The 26,581-nt window shown below is 72.1% G+C and carries 27 protein-coding genes; 18 read left to right on the top strand and 9 right to left on the bottom strand.

Annotation, left to right across the window (positions count from 1 at the left end; all coding sequences use genetic code 11):
- Window positions 1-25 precede the first annotated feature (25 nt).
- Both ACFPQ9_RS00905 and ACFPQ9_RS00900 read left to right on the top strand, forming a co-directional pair.
- Window positions 26-1,252: an RNA polymerase sigma factor gene (locus ACFPQ9_RS00905; RefSeq protein WP_380844844.1), complete on the top strand. Its 1,227-nt coding sequence runs from the start codon at window positions 26-28 to the stop codon at window positions 1,250-1,252.
- Between the two features lie 9 nt (window positions 1,253-1,261).
- Window positions 1,262-1,594 carry a DUF952 domain-containing protein gene (locus ACFPQ9_RS00900; RefSeq protein WP_380844841.1) on the top strand — a complete coding sequence of 111 codons (333 nt, stop codon included), beginning with the start codon at window positions 1,262-1,264 and terminating at the stop codon, window positions 1,592-1,594.
- Window positions 1,595-1,658: 64 nt separating this feature from the next.
- Here ACFPQ9_RS00900 and ACFPQ9_RS00895 read toward each other — a convergent pair whose 3' ends face one another.
- Both ACFPQ9_RS00895 and ACFPQ9_RS00890 read right to left on the bottom strand, forming a co-directional pair.
- A complete protein-coding gene (locus ACFPQ9_RS00895) occupies window positions 1,659-2,399 on the bottom strand; it encodes a VOC family protein (protein WP_380844838.1) in 741 nt (246 codons plus the stop codon).
- A 67-nt stretch (window positions 2,400-2,466) separates the two neighbouring features.
- Complete coding sequence (locus tag ACFPQ9_RS00890) at window positions 2,467-3,909, bottom strand: glycosyltransferase family 39 protein (RefSeq protein ID WP_380845189.1); 1,443 nt, start codon at window positions 3,907-3,909, stop codon at window positions 2,467-2,469.
- A 496-nt stretch (window positions 3,910-4,405) separates the two neighbouring features.
- Here ACFPQ9_RS00890 and ACFPQ9_RS00885 point away from each other — a divergent pair, with 496 nt between their 5' ends.
- The 4 genes from ACFPQ9_RS00885 (at window position 4,406) to ACFPQ9_RS00870 (ending at window position 9,900) form a co-directional block, all read left to right on the top strand.
- Complete coding sequence (locus ACFPQ9_RS00885) at window positions 4,406-4,618, top strand: hypothetical protein (protein WP_380844835.1); 213 nt, start codon at window positions 4,406-4,408, stop codon at window positions 4,616-4,618.
- Window positions 4,615-5,289 carry a hypothetical protein gene (locus ACFPQ9_RS00880; protein WP_380844832.1) on the top strand — a complete coding sequence of 225 codons (675 nt, stop codon included), beginning with the start codon at window positions 4,615-4,617 and terminating at the stop codon, window positions 5,287-5,289. Before ACFPQ9_RS00885 ends, ACFPQ9_RS00880 begins: the two co-directional genes overlap by 4 nt.
- Before the next feature lie 94 nt (window positions 5,290-5,383).
- Window positions 5,384-9,439 (top strand): CHAT domain-containing protein, encoded by a 4,056-nt coding sequence (locus ACFPQ9_RS00875; protein ID WP_380844829.1) that lies wholly within the window; start codon window positions 5,384-5,386, stop codon window positions 9,437-9,439.
- Window positions 9,440-9,480: 41 nt separating this feature from the next.
- On the top strand, window positions 9,481-9,900 hold the full coding sequence (locus ACFPQ9_RS00870; protein WP_380844826.1) for a DUF3592 domain-containing protein: 420 nt from the start codon (window positions 9,481-9,483) through the stop codon (window positions 9,898-9,900).
- A 115-nt stretch (window positions 9,901-10,015) separates the two neighbouring features.
- Here ACFPQ9_RS00870 and sodN read toward each other — a convergent pair whose 3' ends face one another.
- Complete coding sequence (sodN, locus tag ACFPQ9_RS00865; RefSeq protein WP_007491258.1) at window positions 10,016-10,411, bottom strand: superoxide dismutase, Ni; 396 nt, start codon at window positions 10,409-10,411, stop codon at window positions 10,016-10,018.
- Window positions 10,412-10,556: 145 nt separating this feature from the next.
- Here sodN and sodX point away from each other — a divergent pair, with 145 nt between their 5' ends.
- Entirely contained in the window at window positions 10,557-10,991 is a 435-nt protein-coding gene (sodX, locus tag ACFPQ9_RS00860; protein WP_380845186.1) for a nickel-type superoxide dismutase maturation protease, read from the top strand.
- Here the strand turns inward: sodX and ACFPQ9_RS00855 are convergent.
- On the bottom strand, window positions 10,895-11,524 hold the full coding sequence (locus ACFPQ9_RS00855) for a CGNR zinc finger domain-containing protein (RefSeq protein ID WP_380844822.1): 630 nt from the start codon (window positions 11,522-11,524) through the stop codon (window positions 10,895-10,897). The genes sodX and ACFPQ9_RS00855 overlap by 97 nt on opposite strands.
- A 97-nt stretch (window positions 11,525-11,621) precedes the next feature.
- Here ACFPQ9_RS00855 and ACFPQ9_RS00850 point away from each other — a divergent pair, with 97 nt between their 5' ends.
- The 3 genes from ACFPQ9_RS00850 (at window position 11,622) to ACFPQ9_RS00840 (ending at window position 13,688) form a co-directional block, all read left to right on the top strand.
- Window positions 11,622-12,392, top strand: coding sequence for a class I SAM-dependent methyltransferase (locus ACFPQ9_RS00850; RefSeq protein WP_380844819.1), 771 nt, complete (start codon window positions 11,622-11,624; stop codon window positions 12,390-12,392).
- A 91-nt stretch (window positions 12,393-12,483) separates the two neighbouring features.
- Window positions 12,484-12,972, top strand: coding sequence for a SigE family RNA polymerase sigma factor (locus ACFPQ9_RS00845; protein ID WP_380844816.1), 489 nt, complete (start codon window positions 12,484-12,486; stop codon window positions 12,970-12,972).
- Window positions 12,969-13,688 (top strand): hypothetical protein, encoded by a 720-nt coding sequence (locus ACFPQ9_RS00840; protein WP_380844813.1) that lies wholly within the window; start codon window positions 12,969-12,971, stop codon window positions 13,686-13,688. Before ACFPQ9_RS00845 ends, ACFPQ9_RS00840 begins: the two co-directional genes overlap by 4 nt.
- A gap of 61 nt (window positions 13,689-13,749) precedes the next feature.
- Here the strand turns inward: ACFPQ9_RS00840 and ACFPQ9_RS00835 are convergent, their stop codons facing one another.
- Genes ACFPQ9_RS00835 through ACFPQ9_RS00825 form a run of 3 tightly spaced genes read right to left on the bottom strand, consistent with a single transcriptional unit; the run spans window position 13,750 to window position 16,442 of the window.
- Window positions 13,750-14,511 (bottom strand): amino acid ABC transporter ATP-binding protein, encoded by a 762-nt coding sequence (locus tag ACFPQ9_RS00835; RefSeq protein WP_380844810.1) that lies wholly within the window; start codon window positions 14,509-14,511, stop codon window positions 13,750-13,752.
- On the bottom strand, window positions 14,508-15,452 hold the full coding sequence (locus tag ACFPQ9_RS00830) for an amino acid ABC transporter permease (protein ID WP_380844807.1): 945 nt from the start codon (window positions 15,450-15,452) through the stop codon (window positions 14,508-14,510). The genes ACFPQ9_RS00835 and ACFPQ9_RS00830 overlap by 4 nt, the downstream gene beginning before the upstream one ends.
- Before the next feature lie 36 nt (window positions 15,453-15,488).
- Window positions 15,489-16,442 (bottom strand): ABC transporter substrate-binding protein, encoded by a 954-nt coding sequence (locus tag ACFPQ9_RS00825; RefSeq protein ID WP_380844804.1) that lies wholly within the window; start codon window positions 16,440-16,442, stop codon window positions 15,489-15,491.
- Between the two features lie 670 nt (window positions 16,443-17,112).
- Between ACFPQ9_RS00825 and ACFPQ9_RS00820 the strand changes: the two genes are divergently transcribed.
- The 4 genes from ACFPQ9_RS00820 to ACFPQ9_RS00805 all read left to right on the top strand — a co-directional run bounded on the left by ACFPQ9_RS00820 (window position 17,113) and on the right by ACFPQ9_RS00805 (window position 20,354).
- Complete coding sequence (locus ACFPQ9_RS00820; RefSeq protein WP_380844801.1) at window positions 17,113-18,336, top strand: NAD(P)-dependent malic enzyme; 1,224 nt, start codon at window positions 17,113-17,115, stop codon at window positions 18,334-18,336.
- Between the two features lie 164 nt (window positions 18,337-18,500).
- Window positions 18,501-19,463, top strand: coding sequence for a zinc-binding dehydrogenase (locus ACFPQ9_RS00815; protein WP_380844798.1), 963 nt, complete (start codon window positions 18,501-18,503; stop codon window positions 19,461-19,463).
- Window positions 19,464-19,575: 112 nt separating this feature from the next.
- Window positions 19,576-19,785 (top strand): helix-turn-helix domain-containing protein, encoded by a 210-nt coding sequence (locus ACFPQ9_RS00810; RefSeq protein WP_030952466.1) that lies wholly within the window; start codon window positions 19,576-19,578, stop codon window positions 19,783-19,785.
- Window positions 19,785-20,354, top strand: coding sequence for a Clp protease N-terminal domain-containing protein (locus tag ACFPQ9_RS00805; protein ID WP_380844795.1), 570 nt, complete (start codon window positions 19,785-19,787; stop codon window positions 20,352-20,354). Before ACFPQ9_RS00810 ends, ACFPQ9_RS00805 begins: the two co-directional genes overlap by 1 nt.
- Before the next feature lie 168 nt (window positions 20,355-20,522).
- Here ACFPQ9_RS00805 and ACFPQ9_RS00800 read toward each other — a convergent pair whose 3' ends face one another.
- Both ACFPQ9_RS00800 and ACFPQ9_RS00795 read right to left on the bottom strand, forming a co-directional pair.
- Entirely contained in the window at window positions 20,523-21,584 is a 1,062-nt protein-coding gene (locus ACFPQ9_RS00800) for a PadR family transcriptional regulator (RefSeq protein ID WP_380844792.1), read from the bottom strand.
- Window position 21,585: 1 nt separating this feature from the next.
- The gene (locus ACFPQ9_RS00795) at window positions 21,586-22,608 is read right to left on the bottom strand and encodes a DUF4097 family beta strand repeat-containing protein (protein ID WP_380844789.1); all 1,023 of its coding nucleotides are present in this window, start codon (window positions 22,606-22,608) and stop codon (window positions 21,586-21,588) included.
- Between the two features lie 252 nt (window positions 22,609-22,860).
- Here ACFPQ9_RS00795 and ACFPQ9_RS00790 point away from each other — a divergent pair, with 252 nt between their 5' ends.
- The 4 genes from ACFPQ9_RS00790 to ACFPQ9_RS00775 all read left to right on the top strand — a co-directional run bounded on the left by ACFPQ9_RS00790 (window position 22,861) and on the right by ACFPQ9_RS00775 (window position 26,485).
- A complete protein-coding gene (locus ACFPQ9_RS00790; RefSeq protein ID WP_380844786.1) occupies window positions 22,861-23,706 on the top strand; it encodes a hypothetical protein in 846 nt (281 codons plus the stop codon).
- A gap of 191 nt (window positions 23,707-23,897) precedes the next feature.
- Window positions 23,898-24,077: a DUF6104 family protein gene (locus ACFPQ9_RS00785; protein WP_147993681.1), complete on the top strand. Its 180-nt coding sequence runs from the start codon at window positions 23,898-23,900 to the stop codon at window positions 24,075-24,077.
- A gap of 97 nt (window positions 24,078-24,174) precedes the next feature.
- Window positions 24,175-24,531 (top strand): CU044_2847 family protein, encoded by a 357-nt coding sequence (locus ACFPQ9_RS00780; protein ID WP_380844782.1) that lies wholly within the window; start codon window positions 24,175-24,177, stop codon window positions 24,529-24,531.
- Complete coding sequence (locus tag ACFPQ9_RS00775) at window positions 24,524-26,485, top strand: VMAP-C domain-containing protein (protein ID WP_380844779.1); 1,962 nt, start codon at window positions 24,524-24,526, stop codon at window positions 26,483-26,485. Before ACFPQ9_RS00780 ends, ACFPQ9_RS00775 begins: the two co-directional genes overlap by 8 nt.
- Window positions 26,486-26,581: the final 96 nt, after the last annotated feature.

Genomic DNA, 26,581 nt, shown 5'->3' with positions numbered 1-26,581 from the left:
CGACACGTCGCACACCGAGCCGGACATGAGCGTCACACCCGAGACCGAGGACCTGCTGCGCCGCCACGCGCCGCAGGTCCTCGGCGCGCTGGTGCGCCGGTACGGCCACTTCGACTTCGCCGAGGACGCCGTACAGGAAGCCCTGCTCGCGGCGGCCGAGCAGTGGCCGCGCACCGGTGTCCCGGACAACCCGCGCGGCTGGCTGATCAGGGTCGGCGCGCGCCGGCTGACCGACACCCTGCGCGCGGAGGAGGCGCGCCGGGCCCGGGAGGAGAAGGTCGCGGCGCTCGCCCCGCGGGACGCCTTCACGGCCCCGCCGCCCGGCGCGGACCGTGCTCCCCGCGAGGACGACACCCTCACCCTGCTCTTCCTCAGCTGCCATCCGGATCTGACCCCGCCCGCGCAGATCGCCCTCACCCTGCGTGCGGTCGGCGGTCTGACCACCGCGGAGATCGCCCGCGCGTATCTGGTGCCCGAGGCGACGATGGCCCAGCGCATCAGCCGGGCCAAGCAGAAGGTGCGCGGGGTGCGCTTCGGGCGCCCCGACAACTGGGAGGACCGGCTGCCCGCGGTCCTGCAGACCCTGTACCTGATCTTCAACGAGGGTTATACGGCCACCTCGGGCACGAGCCTGACCCGGCGCGAACTCGCCGGCGAGGCGATCCGGCTGACCCGTGCGGTCCACCGCCTCCTCCCCGACCACGGAGAGGTGGCCGGCCTCCTCGCGCTGATGCTGCTCACCGACGCCCGCCACGAGGCGCGCACCGGCCCGCACGGCGAGCTCGTCCCCCTCGACGAACAGGACCGCGACCGCTGGGACAAGGCCGCGATCGACGAGGGCGTCGCCCTGGTCACCCGGGCCCTGACCCGGGGGCCCGCAGGCCCCTACCAGCTGCGCGCCGCCATCGCCGCCGTGCACGACGAGGCGCCCTCCGCGCAGGAGACCGACTGGGAGGAGATCCTCGGCCTCTACGACGTCCTGGTGCGTATCGTCCCCGGGCCCGTCGAACGCCTCAACCGCGCGGTCGCCGTCGCCATGGCCCGGGGGCCGCGCGCCGGGCTGGCCGAACTGGCCTCGCTGGAGGACGAGCTGGGGTCCGGGCACCGGCTGGACGCGGTGCGCGGGCACCTGCTGGAACGGGCCGGCGCCCGCGACGAGGCCCGCGCCGCCTACGAGGCCGCCGCCGCCAAAACGCTGAGCCTGCCCGAGCAGCGCTATCTGCACGCGCGGGCGGCACGGCTGAGGCCGTAACCTCACGTCATGCCCGAACACGCGTACATCCTCCACATCACCGAACGCTCCCTGTGGGAGGCGGCCCGCGAGCGCGGCACGTACGAGATGTCGACCCGTGGCCGCACGCTCCAGGACGAGGGCTTCATCCACTGCTCGACCCGTGCCCAGCTTCCGGCCGTCGCCGCCTTCCTGTACGGCTCCTACGACGGACCCGACGAACTGGTCGTCCTGGTCGTGGATCCCGCCCGGCTGGATGTGCCGTTGAGGTACGAGGCGCCGGAGCCCGGGGGCGAGGAGCTGCCGCATGTGTACGGGCCGATTCCGGTGGACGCCGTGGTGGACGTGGAGGCGTGGACGTGACGGGCGACGGCCCTGGGACGGCAGGACTCGGGAACGGACGGGCGAGCCGCACCCTCCGGCGGCGCTAGGACGCGGGCAGTCCGCCGGTCTCCGGATCACGGACCGTCAGGCAGTACGTGCCGCCCGCCGGGTCGCGCATCACCGTCCAGTGGGAACCCTCGGCGACGAAGGCCGCGCCCAGTTCCTCGTGCCGGGCACGGGTCGCCGGGATGTCCGCGCAGGCGAGGTCGAGGTGGGCGGCGACGGGCCGTTCCTCGCCGACCCGCTGGAGCAGCACGCGCACCGGTAGCCCGGCCGGTGGCCGCAGCACATGGAACTCGGGGCGCGACCCGGGCGCCGACTCCCAGCCGGACAACAGGGCACTCCAGAAGGCGACTTCCGCCGCGTACGCCGACGGCGGTACGTCCAGGCAGACCTGGTCGAGCCGGCTGCCGCGCACCACGGGCGGCCGCACCGACTCCCCGTGCCAGGGCACGGCACAGAAGAACTGCCCGGCGGGGGAGCGCAGTACGGCCCAGTCCCCGTGATCGGCGGCCGGCCCCGCACCGCGCTTCAGCGCCTCCTCCACGAATTCCGGTACGTCGTCCACGGCGAAGTCGAGATGCGCCCCGCCGGGACCCGAGCCGACCCCCTGCGCCTTCACACAGGCATCCGCCCCGCCGCGCGGCAGCAGCGTCACGAACTCGCCCTGCTCGCCCCGGAATTCGGACAGCTCGGTGTCGGTCACCGCGGTCCAGAAGGCGTGCGCCGGGGCGAAGGACTCGACGGGGCGGTCGATGAACGCGTAGGTCCAGCGGATGCTCATGAGGTGATCGTAGAACGTCGGTGCTTTGCAGGACCCGCGTGCCGTGCGGCGGGGGAGGCCCGGCGGCTCAGGTCTTCTCCGCCGGGCCGATCCGCTCGTACACCGTCACCCGTCGCCCCCGGACCTCCACGTCCGCGACGACCTTGAAGTGCTTCTTCAGTACGGCGGTCTTCACCCGGTCGCGTTTCGCCGTCACCGCCCGTGCCACCTCCGGCACATCGGTGACCAGCAGGATCCGCCGCTGGGCCAGCATCGCGGCCCGTATGCGGGCGGGATCCGCCTCCTCGCCCTTCAGCGTCCCCGACGCCACGGGGCCGCGCACCAGCGCGACGTCCCGCAGCCCGGCGAAGGCGCCGGGGGAGACCAGGGCGGTGTCGCGCCGGGCGGCCGGCACGAAGACCACCGCGTCCCCGGGCTCCTTCAGCCGCCGTACGTCCGTCGCGACGGCCAGGACGTCGTCCGCCCGGCTCTCCGGGGAGCGCTTGGCCAGCGACTGCGGCAGCAGCGCCACGAACGCGACGCCGACCACGACAGGGACGAGCCAGGCCGACGCGCGCGGATGGCGGGGTCCGGCCGCCCGGGTCGCCGTACCCAGCGCCGTGCCGATCAGCAGGGCCAGGCCCAGCATGCTGAACAGGACGTAGCGGTCCAGGAAGAGCGGCCGGACCAGGGAGAGTCCGAGGAGGCCGAGGTGCGGCACCGCCAGCAGCGGCAGCCCCACGGCGGCGACCGACAGCCGCCCGGTGTGCGGCCGGTCGAGCAGGGCGCCGAGACCGCCGAGCGCCAGCAGGACCGCCGGGCCGATCAGCATGTGCCAGGTCAACGGGGGGATCCAGGAGACCTGTTCGGACTGGCGCCGGCTGAACAGGATCAGCGGCAGCACGGCGGCGACGGCCACCGCCGCGGCCACCGCCCAGCGCGTCCATGTCCGCCGCCGGGCCCGCGTCCATATGAGCGTCGCCAGATGCGCGGGCAGGATCAGCAGCGACAGCCAGTTCAGCAGCCCGCACACCGCGACCGTGCCGGCGTACGCGAGCCAGTGCGCGGCCCGGCCGCGCCCCTGAAGTGCGGTCACCAGCAACAGCGTCGAGATCCCGGCCCCCGCCGCGACGAGCGCGTACGGGCGCCCTTCCTGGAGGTGGAACTGCACGGCGGGCAGCAGCCCGAATGCCAGTCCGGCCGCGAGGCCCGCCCGGATCCCTGCCAGCCGGCGACCGATTTCGGCCACGCAGACCGCGGCTGCCGCCATGGCCAGGACGGAGGGCAGCCGCAGCGCGGTGGTGCCGGGTCCGAGGCACTCGAAGACGGCGCGCATCAGCAGGTAGTACAGGCCGTGCACCGCGTCGACCTGCGCGAGCATCTGCCAGATGTCATCGGTGGAGCGCCGAGCGACCTGCCAGGTGGCGGCCTCGTCACGCCACACGCTGTGCTCCCGGGACAGACCCCACAGGCCCAGGGCGAGGGTCCACAGGAACGGGACCGGCCACAGGGGAAGCCGGCCCGGGTGAATGGTTATTCGCGTCCGGAATTGACGGGGAACACCGCCCGACGGCCCCTCGCCCGGGAGCCCGGGCCCTTTTGGCGAACGGATTCCGGGCAAGAGGGATCTCCAAGGGATCGGCATTCCGTACGGCGGGGGACAGGCCGCCGGGTGATGTGATCCCGCTCGCCCGCTGACGCGGAGCACGCCGAACGCCGCCTCGACCGCGCAGGTCGAGACGGGAAGCGAGTGCTGTTCACCTTCCCCCGTGGGCCACCCGCCTCGCAGGCCGGGCGAAGGGGTGGGCGTGCCAAAAACTACGGGACGGGGATGATCTGCGGCCACTCTCCGGCGCGTGAACACAATCACCGCGCATTCACGGAACCCGGCCTCCGCCATACCGTCGAATTGGTCCTTTTCGTCGGCAATCTTCAATTGTTCACCCGTGGTGGCGGGATCCGTCATCCCGGGTGCCGGAGGCCACTACGCTCTGCCATCCGGCAGGCCTTGTGGGGGAGTTCCAGACGTGAGTGAGCAGGTACGAGGCGACGGCGCGGCCTTCGACCGGGAGCGGACGCCGGAGACCGGTGCCGTCCGGATGAACGACGACGGCCTCGTGGAGCACTACGACGGCACCGCGTGGCGGCCGTACGGGGAACTGCCCGACGACGGCAGTGGCCCCGCCGGGACCTGGCAGTTCCGCGCCGACAACCGCGACGACGGCCCCACACGGCCGTGAGCGCCCCGCTTCCGCCGCAGGAGCCCCCGGCGCCGGTCGGCGAACAGGCGGCCGTCGTCACGCTCACGGACGCCACCCTCGCCGACATGCGGGCCGTGGCGCGCTGGACGATCATGGCCGACGCCGCTGTCGGCGGACTGCTGCTCGCCGGCTTCCCGCTGGCCGCCATCGGCAAGATCCACGGCCTCGGCGACATCGCGCAGGCCGCGGGCGGTCTGGCGCTGGCCCTGGCCGGGGTGTTCCGGGCGATCTGGTGCACCGGCGAAGTGCTCACCCCTCGGTTCACCACACTCCGCGGGCTCCAGGACCCCGCCCTCGCCGACCTGCGCGCCGAGATCGAGGCCGCACCCGAGCTGTTCTTCGGCCCGTTCGGCACGACCGTCGACGAACTCGGCCGGGCGTGCCGGCTGCACACCACCGTGGCGGTGCACCTGACCGCGCGGCTCGCCCGGGAGCGGGACGAGGGCCGGAGGGCCGAACTGGACCGCGCCCTCGCGGCCGCCCGCGTCAACGCCGCGAACGCCATCGCCCGCCGCCGGGCCCTCGTCGAACTCGTCCATGCCTGGCAGGTGCGGGGAGCCCTGCGCAGGGCCCGCGTGCAGACGATGCTCGGGTCGCTGCTCGTCGTGGCCGGAGCTGTGCTGTTCCTGCTCGCGACGGACGGGGGCTGAGCGCTCCCCGCGCACAGAGCGCACAGAGCGCACAGACCCGCAGCGGGGCAGGGCGCGCCCGGCGCAGGCACCCGGAGGAGAGAGGCCGAGAAGGTTGCGCAACACAGGGGACGACGTCGTCCGCATGGGTGCCCGCGCCCTGGAGCTGTACGCGCGCTGGGGCGCCGTACGCGATCCACGGGCGCTGGAGGATGCCGTCGCACTGCTGCGGCGCTGCCGTGACCTGCTGCCCGAAGGGCATCCGCACCGACCCATGGCGCTGTCCAACCTGTGCGCCGCGTTGCGGGACCGCTTCGTGCTGGGCCGGGACGAGGCCGATCTGGACACGGCGGTGGACGCGGGGCGGCGCGCGGTGGCCGGTGCGCAGACCGCCGACCCGAACCGCTGGATGTACCACGGCAATCTCGCGGGCGCCCTGAACGCCCTGGTCCAGGCCCGTCCGTCGAGCCCGGACGCCGTCCTGGACGAGGCCGTCGCGTGCGCCGGCGAAGCGGCTCGGTCGGCGCCGGGCCCCGTCTCCCTGTTCCGGTCGCACCTGGGCGTGGCGCTCATCGCCCGTGCCGCGCGCGGCGGGAGCAGCGCCGACTCCGATGTGCGCGAGGCGGCCGAGGCGTTCCGCGCCGCCGTGAGCGCCGCGGATCCGCGTGACCCGCAGCTGCCGATGTACCTGACCCACCTCGGCATGGCACAGCACCAGAGCGCCCTGCGCGGCACGGACCCGGTCGAGCGGGCCGGTGACGTGCGGGAGGCGCTGGAGCACGCCCGACGGGCGGCCGGCCTGTGCTCCGCCGAGGATCCGGAGTACGCCCTGTATCTGGGCAACCTCGGAGCCGTCATCGCGACCGTGGCACAACACGCCGAGGGGAACGCGGACTTCGACGCCCTGGTCGACAGGGAGCGCCGCGAACTGGCGGCCGTGCCCGCCCGGTTGCGGGCGCGGCGGATGTGGCTGCTCGTGGTCACGCTACGGCTCCGCCACGACCGTACGCACGACCCGCGGGACATCGACGAGGCCGTCGAGCTCTGCCAGGCGGCGCTGCGGTCGTGCGACGACGGTGTCGTCGGGCCGTATCTGCACGAGCTTGGCAGCGCCTGCCTCGCCCGGTTCCGGCAGTCGGGGAATCCCGCGGACGGCGCCGCCGCGGTCGACTTCGCCCAGCGGGCCGTGTCGGCGGCCACGGGTCCGCAACGCGAGCGGGCCGAGGCGCTGCTGGCGGAGGCGAAGGCGGTGCGGTACCGCAACACGCCGGAAGGCGCCGCCGGGGACCACGGTGTGGACGACGGCGGGGACGAGGCCGTCGCCGCTCTGGAGGCCGCCTGCCGTCGTGCGAGCGTCAGCAGCGCGGAACGTGCCCTGCGGCTTTCCGAGTTGGGGCTCACCCACCTCACCCGGGCGATCCGTCACCGGCACGGCAGTCGCGGCGATGCCTCCGGGGCGCTGGAGAAGGCCGTGTCCGCCCTGCGGGAGGCGGCGGACCCGCGCGTCCTCGAAGGGGCACAGGCCCTGCCGGTCGTGTTCAACCTCGGCCGCGCTCTCGGCCTGCTGCACGAACGCACCGGCGACGTCGCCCTGCTGGACGAGGCGGTGCGGCGCCTGGAGGAGGCCGTGGCGCTCGTGTCCACGCTCGGCGGCCCGGAGTCGGCGCAGGTGTTCTCCGCGCTCGGCATGGCGCTGCGGGTGCGGGCCGAGCGCCTGGACCGCGTGCCCGATCTGCACCGGGCGGTGGAGCTGACGCGACGGGCCGTGGACGCCGTACCCGCCGGTGATCCCGAGCGTGCGCTGTGGCTGTCGCATCTGGGTGTGGCCCTGACCTGCCGCTATACGCGGCTGAACACGGTCATGGACCTTCAGGCCGCGGCACGGGCGGGCCGGGAGGCAGTGGCCGAACTGCCGCCGGCGACACCGGCGCACGACCGGGCCGTCCTGCTGACGAACCTCGGCCTGACGCTGCGCAGGCTGTACGAGCGGTCCGGCGCGTTCGTCGACCTGGACGAGGCCGTCGAGGTGCTGCAGCGGGCGGTCGAGGCGGTGGTACCCGGCAGCGAGGGTGCGGGGGAAGCGGCCGGCAACCTCTGTCTCGCGCTGGCCGAACGTTACGTACGCACGCAGGCCGCCGCCGAGTTGGACGAGGCGGTCGACGCCGGTCGGCTGGCGGTTCAGGCCTGGCCGCGCGGGCATGCGCGGCGGGTCGGGGCGCTGACGAACCTGGCGGTGGTCCTCGTCGACCGCTGCGACCTGCTGGAGCGGCGGGGCGACGCGGACGAGGCCGTCCGCTGCTGCCAGGAGGCCGTGGCCGCCACCCCGGACGACCACCCGGCCCGGGGCAGATCCCTGCTCGGGCTCGCCACGGCCTTCGTCACCCGGTTCCTGCTGACGGGTTCCGCCGACGACCTGACCGGGGCGATCGACGCGGCGGAGTCGGCGCTGCGGGCGACACCCCATGACGACCCGCGCCGGGTGTCCTTCCTCGCCGTCCTGGCCCAGGCTCACTCGCTCGCCGCCGCGCACGAGGAGAGCCACCATGACCTGGAGAAGGCGTGCTCCGCATTCAGGGAGGCGGCAGGTGTCGAGGGCGTGCCGACCAAGGTGCGGTTCTCCGTCGCCGCGCACTGGGGGCTGCGGGCGGCCCTGCTGGCGGACTGGGCGCAGGCCGTCGACGCCTACCGCGTGGCGGTCGGCCAGCTGCCGCTGATGGCGTGGCACGGACTGGAGCTGGACGACAGGATCAGCGGGCTCGCCGTCTCGGACAGCATCGCCTGCGACGCGGCGGCGGCCGCCCTGTCCGCGGGCCGGCCCCAGACCGCGCTGCAACTGCTCGAACAGGGCCGCGGCGTGCTGCTCGCGCAGGCGGTGGACTCCCGCTTCGACACGGCGGCCCTGGCGGAACAGGAGCCCCGGCTCGCCGAGCGCATCGCCGAGATCCGCGCGGTGCTGCACTCGGCGGACGCCTCCTTCACCGACCCGGCGGCACCCGCCCACGAGCGCTGGGCCGACGCCCGCACACGCCGTGAACTGGCCGCCGAGCTGGACGGGTTGACCCATGACGCCTATCGCCTGCTCGGTCTTGACGACCTGCTGGGGCCGCCCTCCCCGGACGAGCTGCGGGCGGCGGCGGGTGACGGTGCCGTGGTGGTCGTCAACACCAGCTTCCTGCGCTGTGACGCGATCGTGGTCACGGGGGACGCGGTGCGGACCGTACCGCTGCCGGGCCTGGCCCTGGAGGGAACCGGCGGAGTGCGGGAGCGGACGGAGGTGCTGCTGGCCGCGCTCTCGTCGGCGAGCCGCTCACCCAAGGAGGCCGGCCGGGTCCTGGGCGACACCCTGGAGTGGCTGCGGGAGCGGGTCGTCGCGCCCGTCCTGACCGTGCTGGAGTCCGCCGGCCGGAGCAGCGGACGGCTCTGGTGGTGCCCCACCGGTCTGCTCGCGCTCCTGCCGCTGCACGCCGCGGGCGACGTTCCGGAACGGTACGTCTGCTCGTACGCCACCACGCTGAGGTCCCTGGCCCGGGCGCGGCGCCGGCACAGCGGCGGTGACCGCGGCGCCGGCGGCGTCCTCGTCGTCGACCAGGCCGACGTACCGGGTCTGCTGCCACTGCCGTTCGCGCGCAAGGAGGCGCTGCGGCTGGTCACGCAGGTGGCGGAGCGCAAGCTGCTGGCGGGGCCCACCGTCGACCGGCGTGCCGTGCGCAGAGCCCTGCCGAACCACTCCTGTCTGCACTTCGCGGGCCACGCCCGCCACGACCCGGTCCGCCCGGCCGCCAGCGGGCTGCGCTGCCACGGCGAAGGCGGTTCCGCGCTGCTCACCGTCGAGGACATCGCCCGTCTGCGGCTCGACTCCGCCGAGTTGGCGTTCCTGTCGGCCTGCGAGACCGCCCGCGGCACGGCGCGGCTGCCCGACGAGGCCCTGCATCTCGCGGGCGCCCTGCAACTGGCGGGCTACGCCCATGTCGTGGCCGCCCAGTGGGTGGCCGAGGACGCCACGGCCAGGGAGTTGACCGCCCACTTCTACGCCGAACTGCGCCACCCCGAATTCCCCGGCCGCCTGGACCCCACCCGCGCGGCGTCCGCCCTGCACACGGCCGTCCGCCGCATCCGGCAGCGCGACGGGGACCCCCTGCTGTGGGCCGCCTATGTGCACACCGGCCCCTGAGCCGCAACCGTCGCGACGCAACTCCCGAAAGGACCCCCCACATGGACATGCTCGCCTTCCTGGTCCCCATCGTGACCGGCCTCGTCTGGGCCGGAAACGGCCTGTACCACCTGATGTACGACAACGAGGTGCGCCGACGGGGTGTCCGCACCGAGGCCCGGGTCGTCGGGCCCGTCCCCGGCGCCCCGGCCTCGCAGTCCCGCAGCAGGGGCCAGTGGGTGATCAACCCCGTGCTGAGCTTCACCACACCGGACGGCCGGACCGTGCAGCAGGCCGTGGGCAGCAGGAAGCGCCCCGTCCGCGCCCGTTCGAACGCCCAGGTGACCGTCTTCCACGTGCCGGACGACCCGAGCGAACTGGTCATCGACGGCCACGGCGTCCGCGGCCGCGCCTACACGGACATCGTGCTCGGGCTGTCCCTGGCCGTCATCGTCGGAGTGCTGGTGAGCCGGGTTGCCTGAGACCGCCCGGAAGCACCCCCTGCGAGACCGTGGAGGCACGACCGACGATCCGCACGACGAAGGGGCCCGACCGGAAGTCCGGTCGAGCCCCTGCGAAAAGCCGAAGAGCCTTGGCTCAGGCCTTCTTGGTCTCCCAGAAGATCTTGTCGATCTGGGCGATGTAGTCCAGGGCCTTCTGGCCGGTCGCCGGGTCGGTGGACCCCTTGGCGGCCGAGAGGGCCTTCAGGGCGTCGTTGACGAGCTGGTGCAGCTCGGGGTACTTCTCGAAGTGCGGGGGCTTGAAGTAGTCGCTCCAGAGCACCGAGACGTGGTGCTTGGCGAGCTCGGCGCGCTGCTCCTTGATGACGGTGGCACGCGCCTGGAAGTGCGGGTCGTCGTTGGCGGCCATCTTCTCCTGCACGGCCTTCACCGACTCCGCCTCGATGCGGGCCTGGGCCGGGTCGTACACGCCGCAGGGCAGGTCGCAGTGCGCGCTGACCTTGACCTTGGGGGCAAACAGGCGGGAAAGCATGGAGCATTCCTTCCTCGTGATCGTCTTCTCAGGTGGGACATTACTCCCTGCAAGACGGGTTTTCGCGAGTGCCCCCATGGGCTTAGGACAAAAGTCCGGGGTGAGACTGAGACTGGTGGAGGACCCTACCGGGGAGGTGCCGGGGATGCCGGAGTTGTCGCAGGAGACCGAGCGCGGGCGGGCGGACCGGCCCTTCGGGTGGGCCGAGGTGACCGGGCCGTCGATGGTGCCCACGCTGTATCACGGCGACCTGCTGGTGGTGTGGCACAGGGGGCGGATCCGGCCGGGGGACGTCATCGTGCTGCGGCACCCGTTCCAGCAGGACCTGCTCGTCGTCAAGCGTGCCGCCGAGCGCCGTGAGGGCGGCTGGTGGGTGCTCGGGGACAACGCGTACGCCGGAGGTGACAGTACGGACTACGGGGTCGTGCCCGACGAGCTGATCCTCGGCAAGGTCCTGCTGCGCTACCGGCCGCGCAAGCCGGATCAGCGCTCGCCGTTCGCGCTGGCCCGCTGGGCGCTGTCGGCCGTACGGCCGCTGTTCGCCGACCGGTCGGCCTCCAGGCGTTTGCGGGCGCGGTAGGCGGCCACGTTGGCGCGGGTCGCACAGCGGTCCGAGCAGTACCGCCGGGAGCGGTTGGTGGACGTGTCGAGGTAGGCGTTGCGGCACGGTGCCGCCTCGCACAGGCCCAGGCGGTCCACGCCGTACTCCGTCAGGTGGAACGCCAGGCCCATGGTGGCGATGGCCGCGTAGCCCGCGGTCGCGTTCGACGGGTGGTCCGCCAGGTGCATGTGCCACAGCGGGCGGCCGTCGTCGTCCCGGAAGTCGTGGCCGGAGATCTGCGGGCTCACCGGGAACTCCAGCAGCAGCGAGTTCAGCAGGTTCACGGCCAGTGCCTCGTCGCCCTGGTCCGCCGCCTCGAAGACCGCCCTGAGGCGGGCGCGGACCGAGCGGAAGCGGGTGACGTCGGCGTCGGTGGCCCGGCGGGCCGCCTCCTGACTGACGCCGAACAGATCGCGGACGGCCTCGACCGAGGTCAGCGAGTCCTTGCCCCGGGCCGGGTCCTCGCTGTTGACGAGTCGTACGGCATAGTCCGAGTAATAGGCCAGTTCCACTTGTAGTCCTTACGGAGGCGTTCTATCGTCAGGGTGCGGTCGGGTAAGAGCTGATCGTGCTTCCAGGGTATTACGTCATGTGCGACGGAGGGGCTCTATGACGGACACGGACACCACCACCAGGACCGCCGACTGGTCCGCCTGGCAGGAGAGCTGGGACCGCCAGCAGGAGTGGTACATGCCCGACCGGGAGGAACGCTTCCGGATCATGCTCGACATGGTCGAGGCCCTCGTCGGACCCGCCCCGCGCGTGCTCGATCTCGCCTGCGGCACGGGAAGCATCACGGCCCGGCTGCTCGCCCGGCTCCCCGAGGCCACCAGCACCGGCGTCGACCTCGACCCCGCGCTGCTCGCCATCGCCGAGGGCACCTTCGCGGGCGACGAGCGGGTCTCGTTCGTCACCGCCGACCTCAAGGACCCACAGTGGGCGGCGAGGCTGCCGTACGACTCCTACGACGCCGTCCTGACCGCCACGGCCCTGCACTGGCTGCACCGTGAACCCCTCGCGGCCCTCTACGGTCAGGTCGCGGAGCTGGTCCGCGACGGCGGTGTCTTCATGAACGCGGACCACATGATCGACGACTCGACGCCTCGGATCAACGCCGCCGAGCGCGCCCAGCGCCACGCCCGCATGGATCAGGCCAAGGCGAAGGGCGTCCTCGACTGGGCCGAGTGGTGGCAACTGGCCGCCCGGGACCCGCTGCTGGCCGAGCCCACGGCACGCCGCTTCGAGATCTACGGCGAGCACGCCGAGGGCGACGCGCCGTCCGCCGGGTGGCACGCACGCGTGCTGCGCGAGAAGGGCTTCGGGGAGGCGCGGCCGGTGTGGTGCTCGCCCTCGGACGCGCTGGTGCTCGCGTTGAAGTGATGCGTACTGCCTCCGCTGCGTCCCGGAAGGCGTCCCACCGCACTGGAAGGAGTGAGACGGTCCCTACCGGAGGGGCGGGAGAGGGGGCGGGATGACGGGGGGCGCGGAAGCGTCACTGCATGCCTTCGTCGAGGGCAGACGTACGGCCTTGTTCCGCAGCGCATATCTGCTGTGCGGCAACCCGGACGAGGCGGAGGACCTCGTCCAGACCACGCTGGTCAAGGTCGTCCTCGGCGCACGCCGGCACGCGCGCCTGGACAACCTCGACGCCTACGCCCGTAAGACGCTGGTGAACACCTTCATCGCCGCCCGCCGCCGCTTCTGGCGCCGCGAGCAGGCGTACGGCGAGCTTCCGGACGTGCCGGGGCGGTCGGTGGACAGCGACACCGGCGTCATGGTGCGGGCCGCCCTCGCGCAGCTCGCGCCCAAGCAGCGGGCGGTGCTCGTGCTGCGCTACTGGGAGGACCTCAGCGTCTCCGACACCGCCGAGCTGCTCGGCATGCGCGAGAGCACGGTCAAGAGCCACACGGCGAGGGGGCTCGCGGCTCTGCGGGCCGTGGTGCGGGAGGAGCACGTATGAGTCACGGCAAGGTCGACGAGGTGCCGGAGGCGACGGAGCTGCTGGGGCGGGCCCTCCAGGGGGTTCCGATGCCGTCGGGGCCCGGTGCGGACGCGGTGTTCGCGCGGGCCGCGCGGGTGCGCAGGAGCCGACGGCGGGTGATCGGCGGGGCCGCGGCGGCCGTCGTCGTGGTGAGTTTGTTCGGGACCGGGGCGCTGCCGGGGAGCGACTCGGAGCCGTCGGAGATCACGGGCACTCGGCCCACGTCCAAGGAGGACCGGCTGGCAGAGCTGCTGCCGCCCGGGATCGGCGAGATCCGCCAGGTCGCGCACGTCGTGGGCGAAGGGCCCTACGACGGACGGTACGCCGTCTACCAGGACGGCGGCGTCGGGTACCTCAACTTCCAGGTCCTCCCGGGCCGGCGAGAGGACTGGCCGGTGCCGCTGGGGGAGCGGTGCTCGTCGTACATCCCCGGGGCGGCGACGACCTGCGTCCCCGAGACGCTGCCGAACGGCGATCAGCGCGAGTCCACCGAGCTGGCGCGGGAGAGCCGTATGGACGGCAACACATGGGGCCCCTTCCGGTCCGTGCGGCTGTTCACGAAGGGCTATGTCGTCATGATCAAGGCCAGCAGCGGTTTCGAGGGCAGGGAGGCTCTGGGGCCACGTCTCGACGCCCCGCCGCTGACGGCGGACCAGCTGCGTGCGGTGGTCATGGCGCCACAGCTGTTGCCGTAGGGCGAGCACATGACGAAGGGGCGGTACGACGATGTCGTACCGCCCCTTGACCGTCGTACCGCTAGAGCACCTTGGACAGGAACGCCTGCGTCCGCTCGTGCTGCGGGTTGGTCAGGACCTCGCGCGGGTCGCCGGACTCGACGACCACGCCGCCGTCCATGAAGACCAGGCTGTCGCCGACCTCGCGGGCGAAGCCCATCTCATGGGTGACGACGACCATCGTCATGCCGGACTCGGCGAGGTCGCGCATGACGTCGAGGACGTCGCCGACCAGCTCCGGGTCGAGGGCCGAGGTCGGCTCGTCGAAGAGCATCAGCTTCGGGTCCATCGCCAGCGCCCGGGCGATGGCCACGCGCTGCTGCTGGCCGCCGGAGAGCTGCGAGGGGTAGTTCCCGGCCTTGTCGGCGAGGCCGACGCGGTCGAGCAGCTCCCTGGCGCGGTCCTTGGCCTGGCCCTTGCTCACGCCCTTGACCTGGATCGGCGCCTCGATGACGTTCTCCAGCGCGGTCATGTGCGGGAACAGGTTGAACCGCTGGAACACCATGCCGATGTCCCGGCGCTTGCGGGCCACCTCGCGGTCGCGCAGTTCGTACAGCTTGTCGCCCTGCTGCCGGTAGCCGACCAGCTCGCCGTCGACGTACAGCCGGCCGGCGTTGATCTTCTCCAGGTGGTTGATGCAGCGCAGGAACGTCGACTTGCCGGAGCCGGAGGGGCCGATGAGGCAGAACACCTCGCCCTGCTTCACTTCCAGGTCGATGCCCTTGAGGACTTCGACCAGCCCGAAGGACTTGTGGACGCCTTCGGCCTTCACCATGGCGGTCATGCGGTGCCTCCCGTCGACGCCGAGCGGTTGGACAGGGACAGCAGGTTCGCCTTGATCTTCTGGAACGGCGTGGCCGGCAGCGAGCGGCTGGAGCCGCGTGCGTAGTAGCGCTCCAGGTAGTACTGGCCGATGCTGAAGATCGAGGTCAGCAGCAGGTACCAGGCGGCGGCCAGGAACAGCATCTCGGCGGGGGCGCCGGAGGTCTGGCCGATGTCCTGGGCCGCGCGCAGCAGCTCGGGGTACTGGACGACCGAGACCAGCGAGGTCGTCTTCAGCATGTTGATGACCTCGTTGCCCGTGGGCGGCACGATCACGCGCATCGCCTGCGGGATGACGATCCGGCGCAGCGTCTTGACGTGACTCATGCCCAGGGCGTGGGACGCCTCGGTCTGGCCCTCGTCGACCGCGAGGAGACCGGCGCGGCAGATCTCCGCCATGTAGGCCGCCTCGTTGAGGCCGAGGCCCAGCAGCGCCGTCAGGAACGGCGTCATGAAGTCCGACCACTCGTTCTTGTAGAACGGGCCGAGGTTGATGTACTCGAAGACCAGGCCCAGGTTGAACCAGACGATGAGCTGGACCAGGACCGGGGTGCCGCGGAAGAACCAGATGTAGAACCACGCGATGGACGAGGTCACGGGGTTCTTGGACAGGCGCATCACGGCGAGCAGGACGCCGCCGACGATGCCGATCGCCATGGACAGGATCGTCAGCAGGAGCGTCTTGCCGACGCCGTCCAGGATGCGGTCGTCGAAGAAGTAGTCCGGGATCGCACCCCAGTTGATCTTGCCCTGGGAGAACGCGTAGACGATGGCGGCCAGGAGGCCGAGCGCCACGACGGCGGAGACGTACCGCCCGTAGTGGCGGACCGGGATGGCCTTGATGGCCTCCGGACCGGCCGGCGGGGTGTCCGCCGGCCCGTCCTTCTTGTCGATGTCAGTCACAGGTGTTGCCTTTCAGTGCCCGCTGCTCAGGTGCGGTCACTTGCCGCCGTTGATGGTGGCTTCCTTCACCGCTCCGTCCTCGACGCCCCACTTCTTGATGACCTTGTCGTACTCGCCGTTGGCGATGACGGCGTCGAGCGCGGCCTTCAGGGCGTCCCGCAGCTGGGTGTTGGTCTTGGCGACCGCGATGCCGTACGGCGCGGCCTCGACCTGCTCGCCGACGAGCTGGAAGTCATTGCCGCCGCCGGAGGTCTTCACGGCGTACGCGGCGACGGGGAAGTCGGAGGAGCCGGCGGCCGCGCCACCGGCGCGCAGGCGGGTCTGGGCCTGCTGGTCGTTGTCGAAGGCCTCGATGGTGATCGTCTTGCCGCCGGTGCACTTCTTGGCCTCGGCCTTGGCCAGGTCCTCGGAGACCGTGCCGCGCTGCACGACGATCTTCTTGCCGCACAGGTCCGACCAGGTCTTGATGTCGGTGTTCTTGCCCTTCTGGGTGTAGATCGAGACACCGGCCGTGAAGTAGTCGACGAAGTCGACGCCCTCACCGACCTTCTTGCCGGTGTCCGAGTCGATGCCCTCCTGGCGGTCCTTGGTGTCGGTCATCGCGGACATGGCGATGTCGTACCGCTTGGAGCGCAGACCGGTGATGAGGCTGTCGAAGGTGCCGTTCTCGAACTGGAACGTCACACCGAGCTGCTTGCCCATGGCGTCGGCGAGGTCGGGGTCGATGCCGACCGTCTTGCCGGAGTCGTCCTTGAACTCGACCGGCGCGTAGGCGATGTCCGAGCCGACCTTGATGACGCCCTTGTCACGGATCGCCTGCGGCAGCTTGTCGGCGAGCGGGGCCGCGCTCTTGGAGCCGGAGCTCTTCGTGCCGCTGTCGGTCTGGTCACCGCAGCCGGTGAGAATCAGTGCGCCTGCGACCGCGATCGAGCCGACCGCTGCGAGCCGGGAGCGGGCGGCGGTGGTACGACGGGTGGTGCTTGCGGTCATGGTGGGTTCCTCCGGCGGATGGGGTGGAGTTGCCGATGGGGCGGGCGCCTGACGACAGCCGTCGGCAGAGGCCTTGTTTTCCTAGGTCGACGAGAGCACACGCCTTCGAGTGCCGCGACCTCGTGTGATTACGGCATCTTGCCATTCGGACTGAGGCATTCAGGGCGCCCGTCATGTCAAAATCGGATAACGGGTTATCGCCCGAACTGCCGCAGGTCGGTACATCCTGACCGCACCATCTGCGGGAATGCGGCCTTCCGGCCGGAAGATCTCCGGTGCATCTCGGGATGTGGACCGGTCGTGTGCGGGATTTGCGGTTGACGGTCGCTCTTCGTGGTTTCTCCTGCTGATATGTCCACTCATTTGGTCATAAAACCCACCCGTTCCATGGTCGGGTTGTGTCTGGTTTGTGTCCGTCGGCGCAGGTGTTTCCCCTCCCGTCATGTGATCTTGCACGTATTGGACTCGTCGTCAGCGCGGTCCGTCCGGTAAGAAGGTTCTTTACACCCCTCATCCGGGGCTCAGGGCGCGTGTGCGGCGCGCCCGTCGCGTACTGGTCCGTACGTCGTACGTCGTACGTATCAACGAGCAGGGCCTTACGCGGTCCCGCCCACTTCTCACCAGGAGTGGTCCCACCCTCAAACCATGAACACTTAAGGGGTCAGACAAAGTGGCAGCGGAGATTGTCAATCCTCGCAGCGGGAGCAATACCGATCAGGACGGCGGGGTCGAGCCCCTCGATTCCTTCGATCCGGCGTTCGCGCTGCACCGCGGCGGCAAGATGGCCGTGCAGGCCACCGTGCCGGTCCGCGACAAGGACGACCTGTCCCTGGCGTACACGCCCGGCGTCGCGCGGGTGTGCACCGCCATCGCCGAGCAGCCCGAGCTCGTCCACGACTACACATGGAAGTCGTCCGTCGTGGCCGTCGTCACCGACGGCACCGCGGTGCTCGGACTCGGTGACATCGGTCCGGAAGCCTCCCTCCCCGTGATGGAGGGCAAGGCGATTCTGTTCAAGCAGTTCGGCGGCGTGGACGCGGTCCCGATCGCGCTCGACTGCACGGACGTCGACGAGATCGTCGAGACGGTGGTGCGCCTCGCCCCGTCCTTCGGCGGTGTCAACCTGGAGGACATCTCGGCACCCCGGTGCTTCGAGATCGAGCGCAAGCTCCAGGAGCGCGTCGACATCCCGGTCTTCCACGACGACCAGCACGGCACGGCCGTCGTGACGCTGGCCGCGCTGCGCAACGCCGCGCGGCTGAGCGGGCGCTCCATCGGTGACCTGCGCGCCGTCATCTCGGGCGCCGGCGCGGCCGGTGTCGCCATCGCCAAGATGCTGATCGAGGCCGGCATCGGCGACGTGGCCGTCGCGGACCGCAAGGGCGTCGTCTCCGCCGACCGTGAGGACCTCACCCCGGTCAAGCGCGAGGTCGCCTCCTTCACCAACAAGGCCGGCCTCACCGGATCGCTGGAGGCGGCCCTGGAGGGCGCGGACGTCTTCATCGGCGTCTCCGGCGGCACGGTCGCCGAGGAGGCCGTCGCCTCGATGGCGAAGGGCGCCTTCGTCTTCGCCATGGCCAACCCGAACCCCGAGGTCCACCCCGACGTCGCGCACAAGTACGCGGCCGTCGTGGCGACCGGCCGGTCCGACTTCCCGAACCAGATCAACAACGTGCTGGCGTTCCCGGGCATCTTCGCCGGCGCGCTCCAGGTGCGGGCCTCCCGGATCACCGAGGGCATGAAGATCGCGGCGGCGGAGGCGCTGGCGGGTGTCGTCGGGGACGACCTCGCCGCGGACTACGTGATCCCGTCGCCGTTCGACGAGCGGGTCGCCCCGGCCGTCACCGCGGCTGTCGCGGCTGCGGCTCGGGCCGAGGGCGTCGCCCGGCGCTGACCGGTGCTCCGGCCGACAGGCTCCGATCGGCCCCGCCCCTCCGGGCGGGGCCGATTCTTTTGCCCGCCGAACCACCCATTCGGGTGAGCAGTCCTTGGCAAGAGGGCGTGTGTCACAGCCCGGGGCCGTTCCGTCGGCTGCAAACGCCACCTATCGTCGACGCCATGTTCGCCGTCTACGCTGCCCGAATCGACCGCGACCAGCCGCTGAGCGGCCTCGAGTTGGGGGAGCGTCCCGCTCCCGAGGCCCGGCCCGGCTGGAGCACCGTCAACGTCAAGGCCGCCTCCCTCAACCACCATGACCTCTGGTCGCTCCGGGGCGTCGGCCTCCCGGAGGAACGGCTGCCGATGATCCTCGGCTGCGACGCCGCCGGTGTCGACGAGGACGGCAACGAGGTCGTCCTGCACTCCGTGATCGGCCAGAGCGGTCATGGCGTCGGCCCCCGGGAACCCCGTTCCATCCTCACCGAGCGCTATCAGGGCACGTTCGCCGAGCAGGTCGCCGTGCCGACCTGGAACATCCTGCCCAAGCCCAAGGAGCTGTCCTTCGCGGAGGCCGCCTGTCTGCCGACCGCCTGGCTGACGGCGTACCGGATGCTGTTCACCAACGCGGGCGTACGGCCCGGTGACTCCGTGCTGGTGCAGGGTGCCGGGGGCGGCGTGGCCACCGCCGCCATCGTGCTCGGCAAGGCCGCGGGGCTGCGGGTCTTCGCCACCAGCCGCGACGAGGCCAAGCGCAAGCGGGCCCTGGAGCTGGGCGCCGTGGAGGCCGTGGAGTCCGGGGCGCGGCTGCCGCAGCGGGTCGACGCCGTGATCGAGACGGTCGGTGCCGCCACCTGGTCGCACTCCGTCAAGTCGCTGAAGCCGGGCGGCACGTTGGTCATCTCCGGTGCCACCAGTGGCGACCGGCCTTCGCATGCCGAGCTCACCCGGGTCTTCTTCCTGGAGCTGAAGATCGTGGGGTCGACGATGGGGACCAAGGACGAGCTGGAGGACCTGCTGTCCTTCTGCGCGGCCACCGGTGTGCGGCCCGTCATCGACGAGGTCCTTCCGATGGACCGGGCCCGGGAGGGCTTCGAGCGGATGGAGTCGGGCGAGCTGTTCGGGAAGGTCGTGCTCACCAACTGACGGTTCTCGTCGAGGCGCTTGCGGCGGGTTCGGGACTTGGCTGTCCCGGGCCCGCCCTTTTGATTGTCAACCGGGGTTGACGCGCGCCGGCGTGTCAACCTACATTGACATCATGACCGAAGCAACAGATCTCGCCGAGCGGGCGGGAGACCGCGATCCGCGGATCGGGCTGCGCGCCGTCGCGGCGCTGCGCCGGCTGCTGGAGCAGTTGGAGGCGGTCCAGGTGCGCAGTGCGCGCAACCAGGGGTGGTCCTGGCAGGAGATCGCCGCGGAACTCGGGGTCAGCAGGCAGGCCGTGCACAAGAAGTACGGGAGGCGTTGATGTTCGAGCGGTTCACGAAGGATGCCCGTGCGGTGGTGACGGGGGCGGTGGAGCAGGCCGAGAGGGGCGGGGCGCGGACCGTTGACGCCGAGCATCTGCTGCTCGCGCTGCTCGACCGGGAGGGCAGCCGCGCCTCGTTCGCGCTCGCCGCGCTCGGGGGCGGGCAGTGGGTGGAGTCCGTGCGGCGGGCGCTGGCGGAGGCGCGGCGGCGCGGCGGGCTGTCCCAGGCCGAGGCCGAGGCGCTCGCCGGGCTGGGGATCGATGTCGGGGCGATCGTCGCCCGGGTGGAGGAGGTGCACGGGGTCGGGGCGATGTCCGGGGGCCGGACGGGGCCGGGCAAGGGGGCGCGGACGAGGCACCGGCCGTTCGGCCGGGACGCCAAGGACGTTCTGGTACGGGCGCTGCGGGTGGCCACGTCCCGTCGCGACCGGCACATCGGGGACGAACACCTGCTGCTGGCCCTCACCACTCGCCCCGGCGTGCCGGCCGAGGTGCTCGCCGATCACGGGGTGACGTACGAGGCGGTCACGCGCGTGCTGTACGGAGGGGGAGGGGCGAAGGCTGGGTGACGGGGTGGAGGGCCGGCCGGTGGGTGGGTGCGGGTTGTGGGTGGTTGCTCGCGCAGTTCCCCGCGCCCCTAAGAGAGCCTCTGCTGCACGCCCTTCAGGGGCGCGGGGAACTGCGCGACCAGCCCCCACGCACCCGCACCCTGAATCGCACTCGCACCCGAACTCGCGTCACGGCTTGGGCGCCCGCAGCATCGCTCCGATATGTGCCGCCGCCGTCGACAGGTGGCGGCGGGCGTCGCGGAGTTGGTCCGGCGTCACGCCGTGGTCCCGTGCCGCGTCGCGGATGTCGTCGCGGAAGCGGTCCAGCAGACGGTCCAGGTCGCGGGCCGGGTCGCCGCTGGGCGGCTCATGGGCCCAGGTGGGCTCGTAGTCGGCGGGGAAGTCCTCGGGAGTCTCGGAGTACTCGGGCCGCTGCTGCGCCGACTTGGGGCCGCCCTGCGCGCCACCCTGCCGACCGAAGCCGAACTCCTTCCCGAACTCCCTGCCGTAGTCCTTGCCGAAGTCGCCGAACTCCTTGGCCAGTTCCGTCAGACCCTCCCGTACGCCCGTCGGCCAGTCGCCGCGGGCGAAGTGGTCCTGTACGTGTTCCTGGACCCGGCGGGCGATGCGCTGGACCTCCTCCTGGGCCTGGGCCCGGGCCCGGTCCTGTGCCTCCTTGGCCTGGCGCCGGGCGCGCTGGGCCTCCTCGCGGGCCCGCCGGCTCTCGTCCTTGGCGCGGCGGGCCTGCTCCTTCCACTCCTGCTTGGCCCGGCGCATCTCCTCCTTGGCGGCGCGCCACGCCTCCTTGTCGGTGAAGTCGGAGAAGTCGCCGAAGGGCGTCTCCGCCCTGGCGCCGCTCCCCTTGCGGGCCTCGGTGGCCGCCGCCCGCATCTCGCGCCGCAGGTCGCCCGCAGCGCCGCGCACATCGGCCTGGATCTCGGCGGCGAGTTCGGCGACGGACTCCCTGATCTCCAGCTCCAGGTCGGCCAACTCGCCGCTGCGGTCGGCCAGCTCGGCGCGCCCCGCGTCCGTGATGGCGTACACCTTGCGGCCGCCCTCGGTGGTGTGGGTGACCAGGCCCTCGGCCTCCAGCTTGGCCAGACGGGGGTAGACGGTGCCGGCCGACGGTGCGTACAGCCCCTGGAAGCGCTCCTCGAGGAGGCGGATCACCTCGTAGCCGTGGCGCGGGGCCTCGTCCAGCAGCTTCAGCAGATAGAGACGGAGGCGGCCGTGGGCGAAGACGGGAGGCATGTCAGAGCACCTTCTTGTCGGTCGTGCCGTCGGCCGGGGCGCCGGTTTCCGCGTCGCCCCCGCCGGAGACGGAATTGTCCCCCGAGCTGTGCTGTGTGCCGTTCACCGGGTCGGTCGCCGCGTCCGGGGCCGCCCCGGACTCCTCCCGGGCCTCGGCCTCCCGGCCCTCCGCTTCCCGGACCCCCGCTTCCCGGGCCTCCGCCTCCCATGGCTCCTCCTCGCGCGGAGGGCGGCGCAGCAGGGCGATCGAGCCGGAGACCGTTGTCGCCCGGAGCTTGCCGGTGCCGTCGCCCAGCCGGCCGGTGATCTTGTGGGCACCCCACTGACCGTGCACCCGCAGCCCCTCGAAGGCGTTGGAGATCGTGCCGCTGGCGGTGTTGGCCTCGACGTCGGCGTCCGCCGGGGCCGGCAGACGGATGGCGATCTCGCCGGAGACACTGGTCAGACGGACGTCGGTCGGGCCGCCCGGGTCGAGGTCGACGATCATGGATCCGCTCACCGAGTCGGCCTTCACGGCGGAGCCGGAGCCCTCGACGACCGTGAGATCGCCTGAGACGGAGTTGAACCGGAGGTCGCCGGTGACGGCCTGCGCCTCCAGGTTCCCCGAGACGGTGTCGGCGCGGACCGGGCCGGACAGGCCGACGAGGGTCGTGTCACCGGTGACGCCCTTGACGACCGACGGGCCGTGGATCCCGGAGACCACCGCTCCGGCGCCCACCACGCCCACCTCGACACGGGTGTCGGCCGGCACCGCCAGGGAGACCACCGCGCTGCGGCGCCAGCCCTTGCGGTCCAGCCACTTGAGGAAGCCCTTCCAGGGCAGGTCCTCGTAGGCCACCGTCAGGGCGCCGTCCTGCTGGGTCACCACCAGGGGCGGGCCCTCGATCTCGGAGACCTCCAGGCGGGCGGAACCTTCGTCCGTCCCCACGACGTTCACCGTTCCGTTGACGATGCGCACGTGGAGCTCGCTCACCGGCTCGTCGAAGGTGAGCTTCCTGGGCTCTGCTACGGACCACTCGGACATGGTGCGGACCTCCTGGGCGACCGGACACGGCCGCGCGGCCGGATCTGAACACGACGACAAGACGGACGCGACGAACGCGAAGCACGCGACGAACGCGAAGCGCACGGCGTGCATGCGGCGCACGACGAACCACGACACACGCCATATCGCGTCTTCCAGTAATCACGATATATCGCGGACGTCGAAAGTCAAGGCACTCGTTCTGGTGATCACAAATCACGCGAGGTGGACAAAGCGGCCTAGCGTGTTGTCATGTCGACGGAACAGTCCCGGTCCGCCAGCCGGGCCCGCCCCACCCCCGGCGCCCTGCTGATCTGCCGCGCCGGACCCGAGTCCGTCGCCCCCGTCGCCCGGCTGCTGCGCGAGGACATGCTGCTCGCCCCGGCCGGCCGGGAGTGGAGTGTGCTCATCCCGGAGGGCGGGCCCTGGCTGGACGGCGACGAGCCGGTCGACCGCGTCCTCACCGGCTGGGCCACCGCCCTCGCCGTCGGGGCGCCCTGGCCGGTCCTCGCGCTCTGGTGGGACGCCGACCGCGCCGGCTACACCCTCGCCTCGGGCTTCCGCCGCCCCGTCGGCTACGTCTGGCTCGCCAACGGCACACCCGCCGGCATGGACGAGGCCATGCACACCTTCGCCGCCCGCCTCGGCCTCGATCCGGTCCTGGACGTGCAGTCCCTCGACGCGCTGACCCGCCCCGACACCGCGGCCGACGCGCGGGCACGCATGCGTGGTCTGCTCGCCGTCCTCGCGCGCGCGGGCGTCACCCTGCCCGCCGGCCTCGCCCCCGGAGAGAGCGCCGACGCGCTCCAGGCCGCCGCCCGCGACCAGTCGCACATCCGCCTGATCGAGTGGTCGGGCTGGCGCGACGCCTTCCGCGCGGAACTCGACGTCGTCGAGGGCCGCAGCCTCGCCGCCCTTTTCCCAGCGGTCGGCGGCACACAGATCCGGGCCCTCGCCCTGGCCCAGATCGCGCTCGGCCTGCCCCTGACGGCCTGGGGCCTACGACGTCGCCGCGGCGGCTGGACGGCGGCCGGTGCGCTGCTGCTGGGGCACGGGCTGCTGGGGCTGGCGTACGCGCTCAGACAGCCGCGCGACTGAGGCCGGGCGTGTGGCGCGGGTGCCGGGGTTCCAGGCCAGGACGGCGTACGCCCCCGCGTGCCGCGTGCCGCGTACCCGCGTGACCGGCACCGGGGCGGACGCGGGACGGTACGACATACCCTGAGGGGGAGGGTCGCCCGGGCTTTCCCGGCCGTATCCCGGTATGTCCCGTCCGTATCAGGAGCGAAGAGTTGTACTTCACCGACCGTGGCATCGAGGAACTGGCAAAGCGGCGCGGCGAGGAGGAGGTCACCTTCGAGTGGCTCGCCGAGCAGCTGCGGACGTTCGTCGATCTCAACCCCGACTTCGAGGTGCCGGTGGAGCGGCTGGCGACTTGGCTGGCACGGCTCGACGACGAGGACGACGAGTAGTCCTGCAACCGGCCTTGGCACTAGCCTCGTCGCAGTTCAAGTGGACGCCGTCCCGGGCCGGTTGGCCGGACGGCACGGGCTCTGCGGGGGGAGCGGCATGACGCACATCCAGGATCTCGAACTGCCGGACGGCACGGTGATCACCGCCCGGATCGGTGCCGCCGACGGCTGGGACGACCAGGAGGACGTCGGCTTCACCGAGGCCGCCGCGGCGAAGGTCGAGCAGCTCCAGGAGCTGATCAAGGGCGTCGGCCACACCGTCCTGCAAGCGGCCCGGGAAGCCAAGCCGAACGAGGCCGCCATCACCTTCGGCGTCGAGCTGACCGCCAAGGAGGGCGTGGCGGTCGCCGTGCTCGCCCGGGGTGAGGTCAAGGCGTCCCTGCAGGTCACGCTCACCTGGCAGTTCGACCGCGGGCCCGCGGGGGAGGCCGACGAGAGCGTGGCGCATGAGTGAGCGCAACGACCGCCTCTTCGAACTCGTCCGCGCCGCCACCGTCCATCTGCTCCCCACCGGTGACAAGGACAGTCCGCTGTGGGGCAGCGGCTTCTTCGTCGCGCCCGGCTGGGTCCTGACCGCCGCCCATGTACTGCGCCCCCACCTCACGACGGACCGCAAGGCCGTGTTCCGGGTGCGCGGCGAGACCGTGGACGCCGAGGCCCGGCTCGAGGGGTGGCTGATCACCGACCCGCGCCGCTCCACGGTCCCGCTGGCCGAGGACCTGGCCCTGGTACGGCTGACCGGCGAGCCCGACGACCACCCCCACGAGTGCGTGTGGCTCACGGACCGCGCCGCCCGCCACTCCGGCGCCCTCAAGGCCTGCGGATACTTCCCCGGGCCGCCCGAGGCCCGCTTCCGCATGGTGGACGCCGAGATCAACGGCCACGAGGACACGTACGGGCTGATCATCAAGCCTGACATCGACTTCCCCAACGGTATGTCGGGCGGCCCGCTGCTCGACCCCGAGACGGGAGCCGTCGTCGGCCTGGTCAAGTCGCGGCGCAGGGAGCAGGACGGCGGCAAAGCGGTCGCGATCGCCGCGCTGCGCCGTTTCGGGGAGACGTACCGGACGGTCATGGCGGCCCACGACCGCTGGCACGGCGAGGAGCCGATGTCGGAGAGCGGTGACAACTGGATCGATCTCCAGCACGGTCCGCCCGCCGGCCAGAGCCCGGCGTGGACGCCTCGCGACCGCCGCAGGGCGCTGGAACTGCTGGCCACGCTGCCGCCCCCGCCCGACGAGCCCACCGTCCGCCTCATGGCCAAGCACGCGCGCAGCGGCAGCCAGTGGGCCGGCGGCACCCCGGAACTGCGGACCTGGCGCGACGGCCACGGCCTGCTCTACGAAGGCACCACCCCGCTGGACCCGCTCACCTTCCTGCGCTACCTCCGGCTCGTCGAGGCACACGCCCGCGCCCGCGGCGCCGGCAGTCCGCTCCTCGCCGAATGGATCGGCCGACGGCTGCGTGACGACACCCGCCGCCCGCTGCACGCCCTGGTCCGGGACGTTGCCCTCCCCGACGAACTGCGACCGCTCCCCGCGGACGCCGCCCCGGAGCGGATCGTGATCTCCTACCCCGGCCCCGGAGAGGGCCCGGTGGTGGCCCTGCTGCTCGACCCGGTGATCGGCTCGCAGCCCGTCCGGTTCTTCTGGCAGATCTGGTACCACGACGGTGACGGCCTGCCCGAGGTCCACGAGACGGACGGCTCGGTACACGGTTGCCGGCCCGACGAACTCGTCCAGGCACTGCGCATCCCCCTGGGCTCACTGCTGGCCTCCAAGGACCGCGAAGGGCATCCCGTGCCCCTCGAGGTCGCCCTGCCCACCGAGCACTTCGACACCGCCGTGCACCGCTGGCGCTTCGACGACATCGCGGCGCTGACCGACCCGGGACACCTCGGCGCGCGCCGCCGCCTGGTGCTGCGCTCCCTCGAGCGCCGGGGAGATCCGGACAATCTCTGGCTCGACCGCTGGCGGCACATGACGGGCGAGCGGCGCTTCCAGGGCTGGCGCATGCCGCCGCCGGGTGCCGTGGACGCCGTCGGCTACCGCGACGCGGAGCGCGACCGTATCCCCGTGATGTGCCGCCCGGCCGGACTGGGCCCCGGGCGGGTCGCCATGAAGCGCGCGCTGGGCGGCGGGCACGCCGTCGCGCTGTGGCACATCGGCCCGCACCCGGAGCGGGGAGCCTGTCCGCCCGAGTGCGACACGCTGCACGCGCGCCTGGAGAAGTTCCTGGAGACGCTGGGCTCGCTCGCCGAACTCCCCGACCGGTTGCGGCACGTACGGCAGGACATCAGCGAACAGCGCCCCGGCAGCGCCTGGGCCGAACCCCTCGCCCTGCTGTACGACGACCCGCGCCGGCCCTTGCCCGCCGAGGAGACCGATCCGGTGGACGCGCCGCTGTGACCACCCTTGGGGACTGGCCGAAACCGCCTGTTTACCAGGGCTGTTCCGGGTATGTTCCCAGGGGCCCGTTGCGGGCGCACGACGCTCCCGTCGGCC

The organism is Streptomyces coerulescens, from assembly GCF_042657965.1.
Taxonomy (GTDB): domain Bacteria; phylum Actinomycetota; class Actinomycetes; order Streptomycetales; family Streptomycetaceae; genus Streptomyces; species Streptomyces coerulescens.
Note: the sequence above shows the minus strand (reverse complement) of the source record. Positions and strands in the feature narration are given on the sequence as shown.

Coding starts and splice junctions, on each gene's coding strand:
- ACFPQ9_RS00775 (WP_380844779.1), top strand. CDS start 24,524: ATGAGTGAGCGCAACGACCGCCTCTTCGAACTCGTCCGCGCCGCCACC.
- ACFPQ9_RS00800 (WP_380844792.1), bottom strand. CDS start 21,584: ATGCCTCCCGTCTTCGCCCACGGCCGCCTCCGTCTCTATCTGCTGAAG.
- ACFPQ9_RS00795 (WP_380844789.1), bottom strand. CDS start 22,608: ATGTCCGAGTGGTCCGTAGCAGAGCCCAGGAAGCTCACCTTCGACGAG.
- sodN (WP_007491258.1), bottom strand. CDS start 10,411: ATGCTTTCCCGCCTGTTTGCCCCCAAGGTCAAGGTCAGCGCGCACTGC.
- ACFPQ9_RS00845 (WP_380844816.1), top strand. CDS start 12,484: ATGACGGGGGGCGCGGAAGCGTCACTGCATGCCTTCGTCGAGGGCAGA.
- ACFPQ9_RS00790 (WP_380844786.1), top strand. CDS start 22,861: ATGTCGACGGAACAGTCCCGGTCCGCCAGCCGGGCCCGCCCCACCCCC.
- ACFPQ9_RS00850 (WP_380844819.1), top strand. CDS start 11,622: ATGACGGACACGGACACCACCACCAGGACCGCCGACTGGTCCGCCTGG.
- ACFPQ9_RS00840 (WP_380844813.1), top strand. CDS start 12,969: ATGAGTCACGGCAAGGTCGACGAGGTGCCGGAGGCGACGGAGCTGCTG.
- ACFPQ9_RS00825 (WP_380844804.1), bottom strand. CDS start 16,442: ATGACCGCAAGCACCACCCGTCGTACCACCGCCGCCCGCTCCCGGCTC.
- ACFPQ9_RS00870 (WP_380844826.1), top strand. CDS start 9,481: ATGGACATGCTCGCCTTCCTGGTCCCCATCGTGACCGGCCTCGTCTGG.
- ACFPQ9_RS00780 (WP_380844782.1), top strand. CDS start 24,175: ATGACGCACATCCAGGATCTCGAACTGCCGGACGGCACGGTGATCACC.
- ACFPQ9_RS00900 (WP_380844841.1), top strand. CDS start 1,262: ATGCCCGAACACGCGTACATCCTCCACATCACCGAACGCTCCCTGTGG.
- ACFPQ9_RS00895 (WP_380844838.1), bottom strand. CDS start 2,399: ATGAGCATCCGCTGGACCTACGCGTTCATCGACCGCCCCGTCGAGTCC.
- ACFPQ9_RS00815 (WP_380844798.1), top strand. CDS start 18,501: ATGTTCGCCGTCTACGCTGCCCGAATCGACCGCGACCAGCCGCTGAGC.
- ACFPQ9_RS00810 (WP_030952466.1), top strand. CDS start 19,576: ATGACCGAAGCAACAGATCTCGCCGAGCGGGCGGGAGACCGCGATCCG.
- ACFPQ9_RS00835 (WP_380844810.1), bottom strand. CDS start 14,511: ATGACCGCCATGGTGAAGGCCGAAGGCGTCCACAAGTCCTTCGGGCTG.
- ACFPQ9_RS00905 (WP_380844844.1), top strand. CDS start 26: ATGAGCGTCACACCCGAGACCGAGGACCTGCTGCGCCGCCACGCGCCG.
- ACFPQ9_RS00805 (WP_380844795.1), top strand. CDS start 19,785: ATGTTCGAGCGGTTCACGAAGGATGCCCGTGCGGTGGTGACGGGGGCG.
- sodX (WP_380845186.1), top strand. CDS start 10,557: ATGCCGGAGTTGTCGCAGGAGACCGAGCGCGGGCGGGCGGACCGGCCC.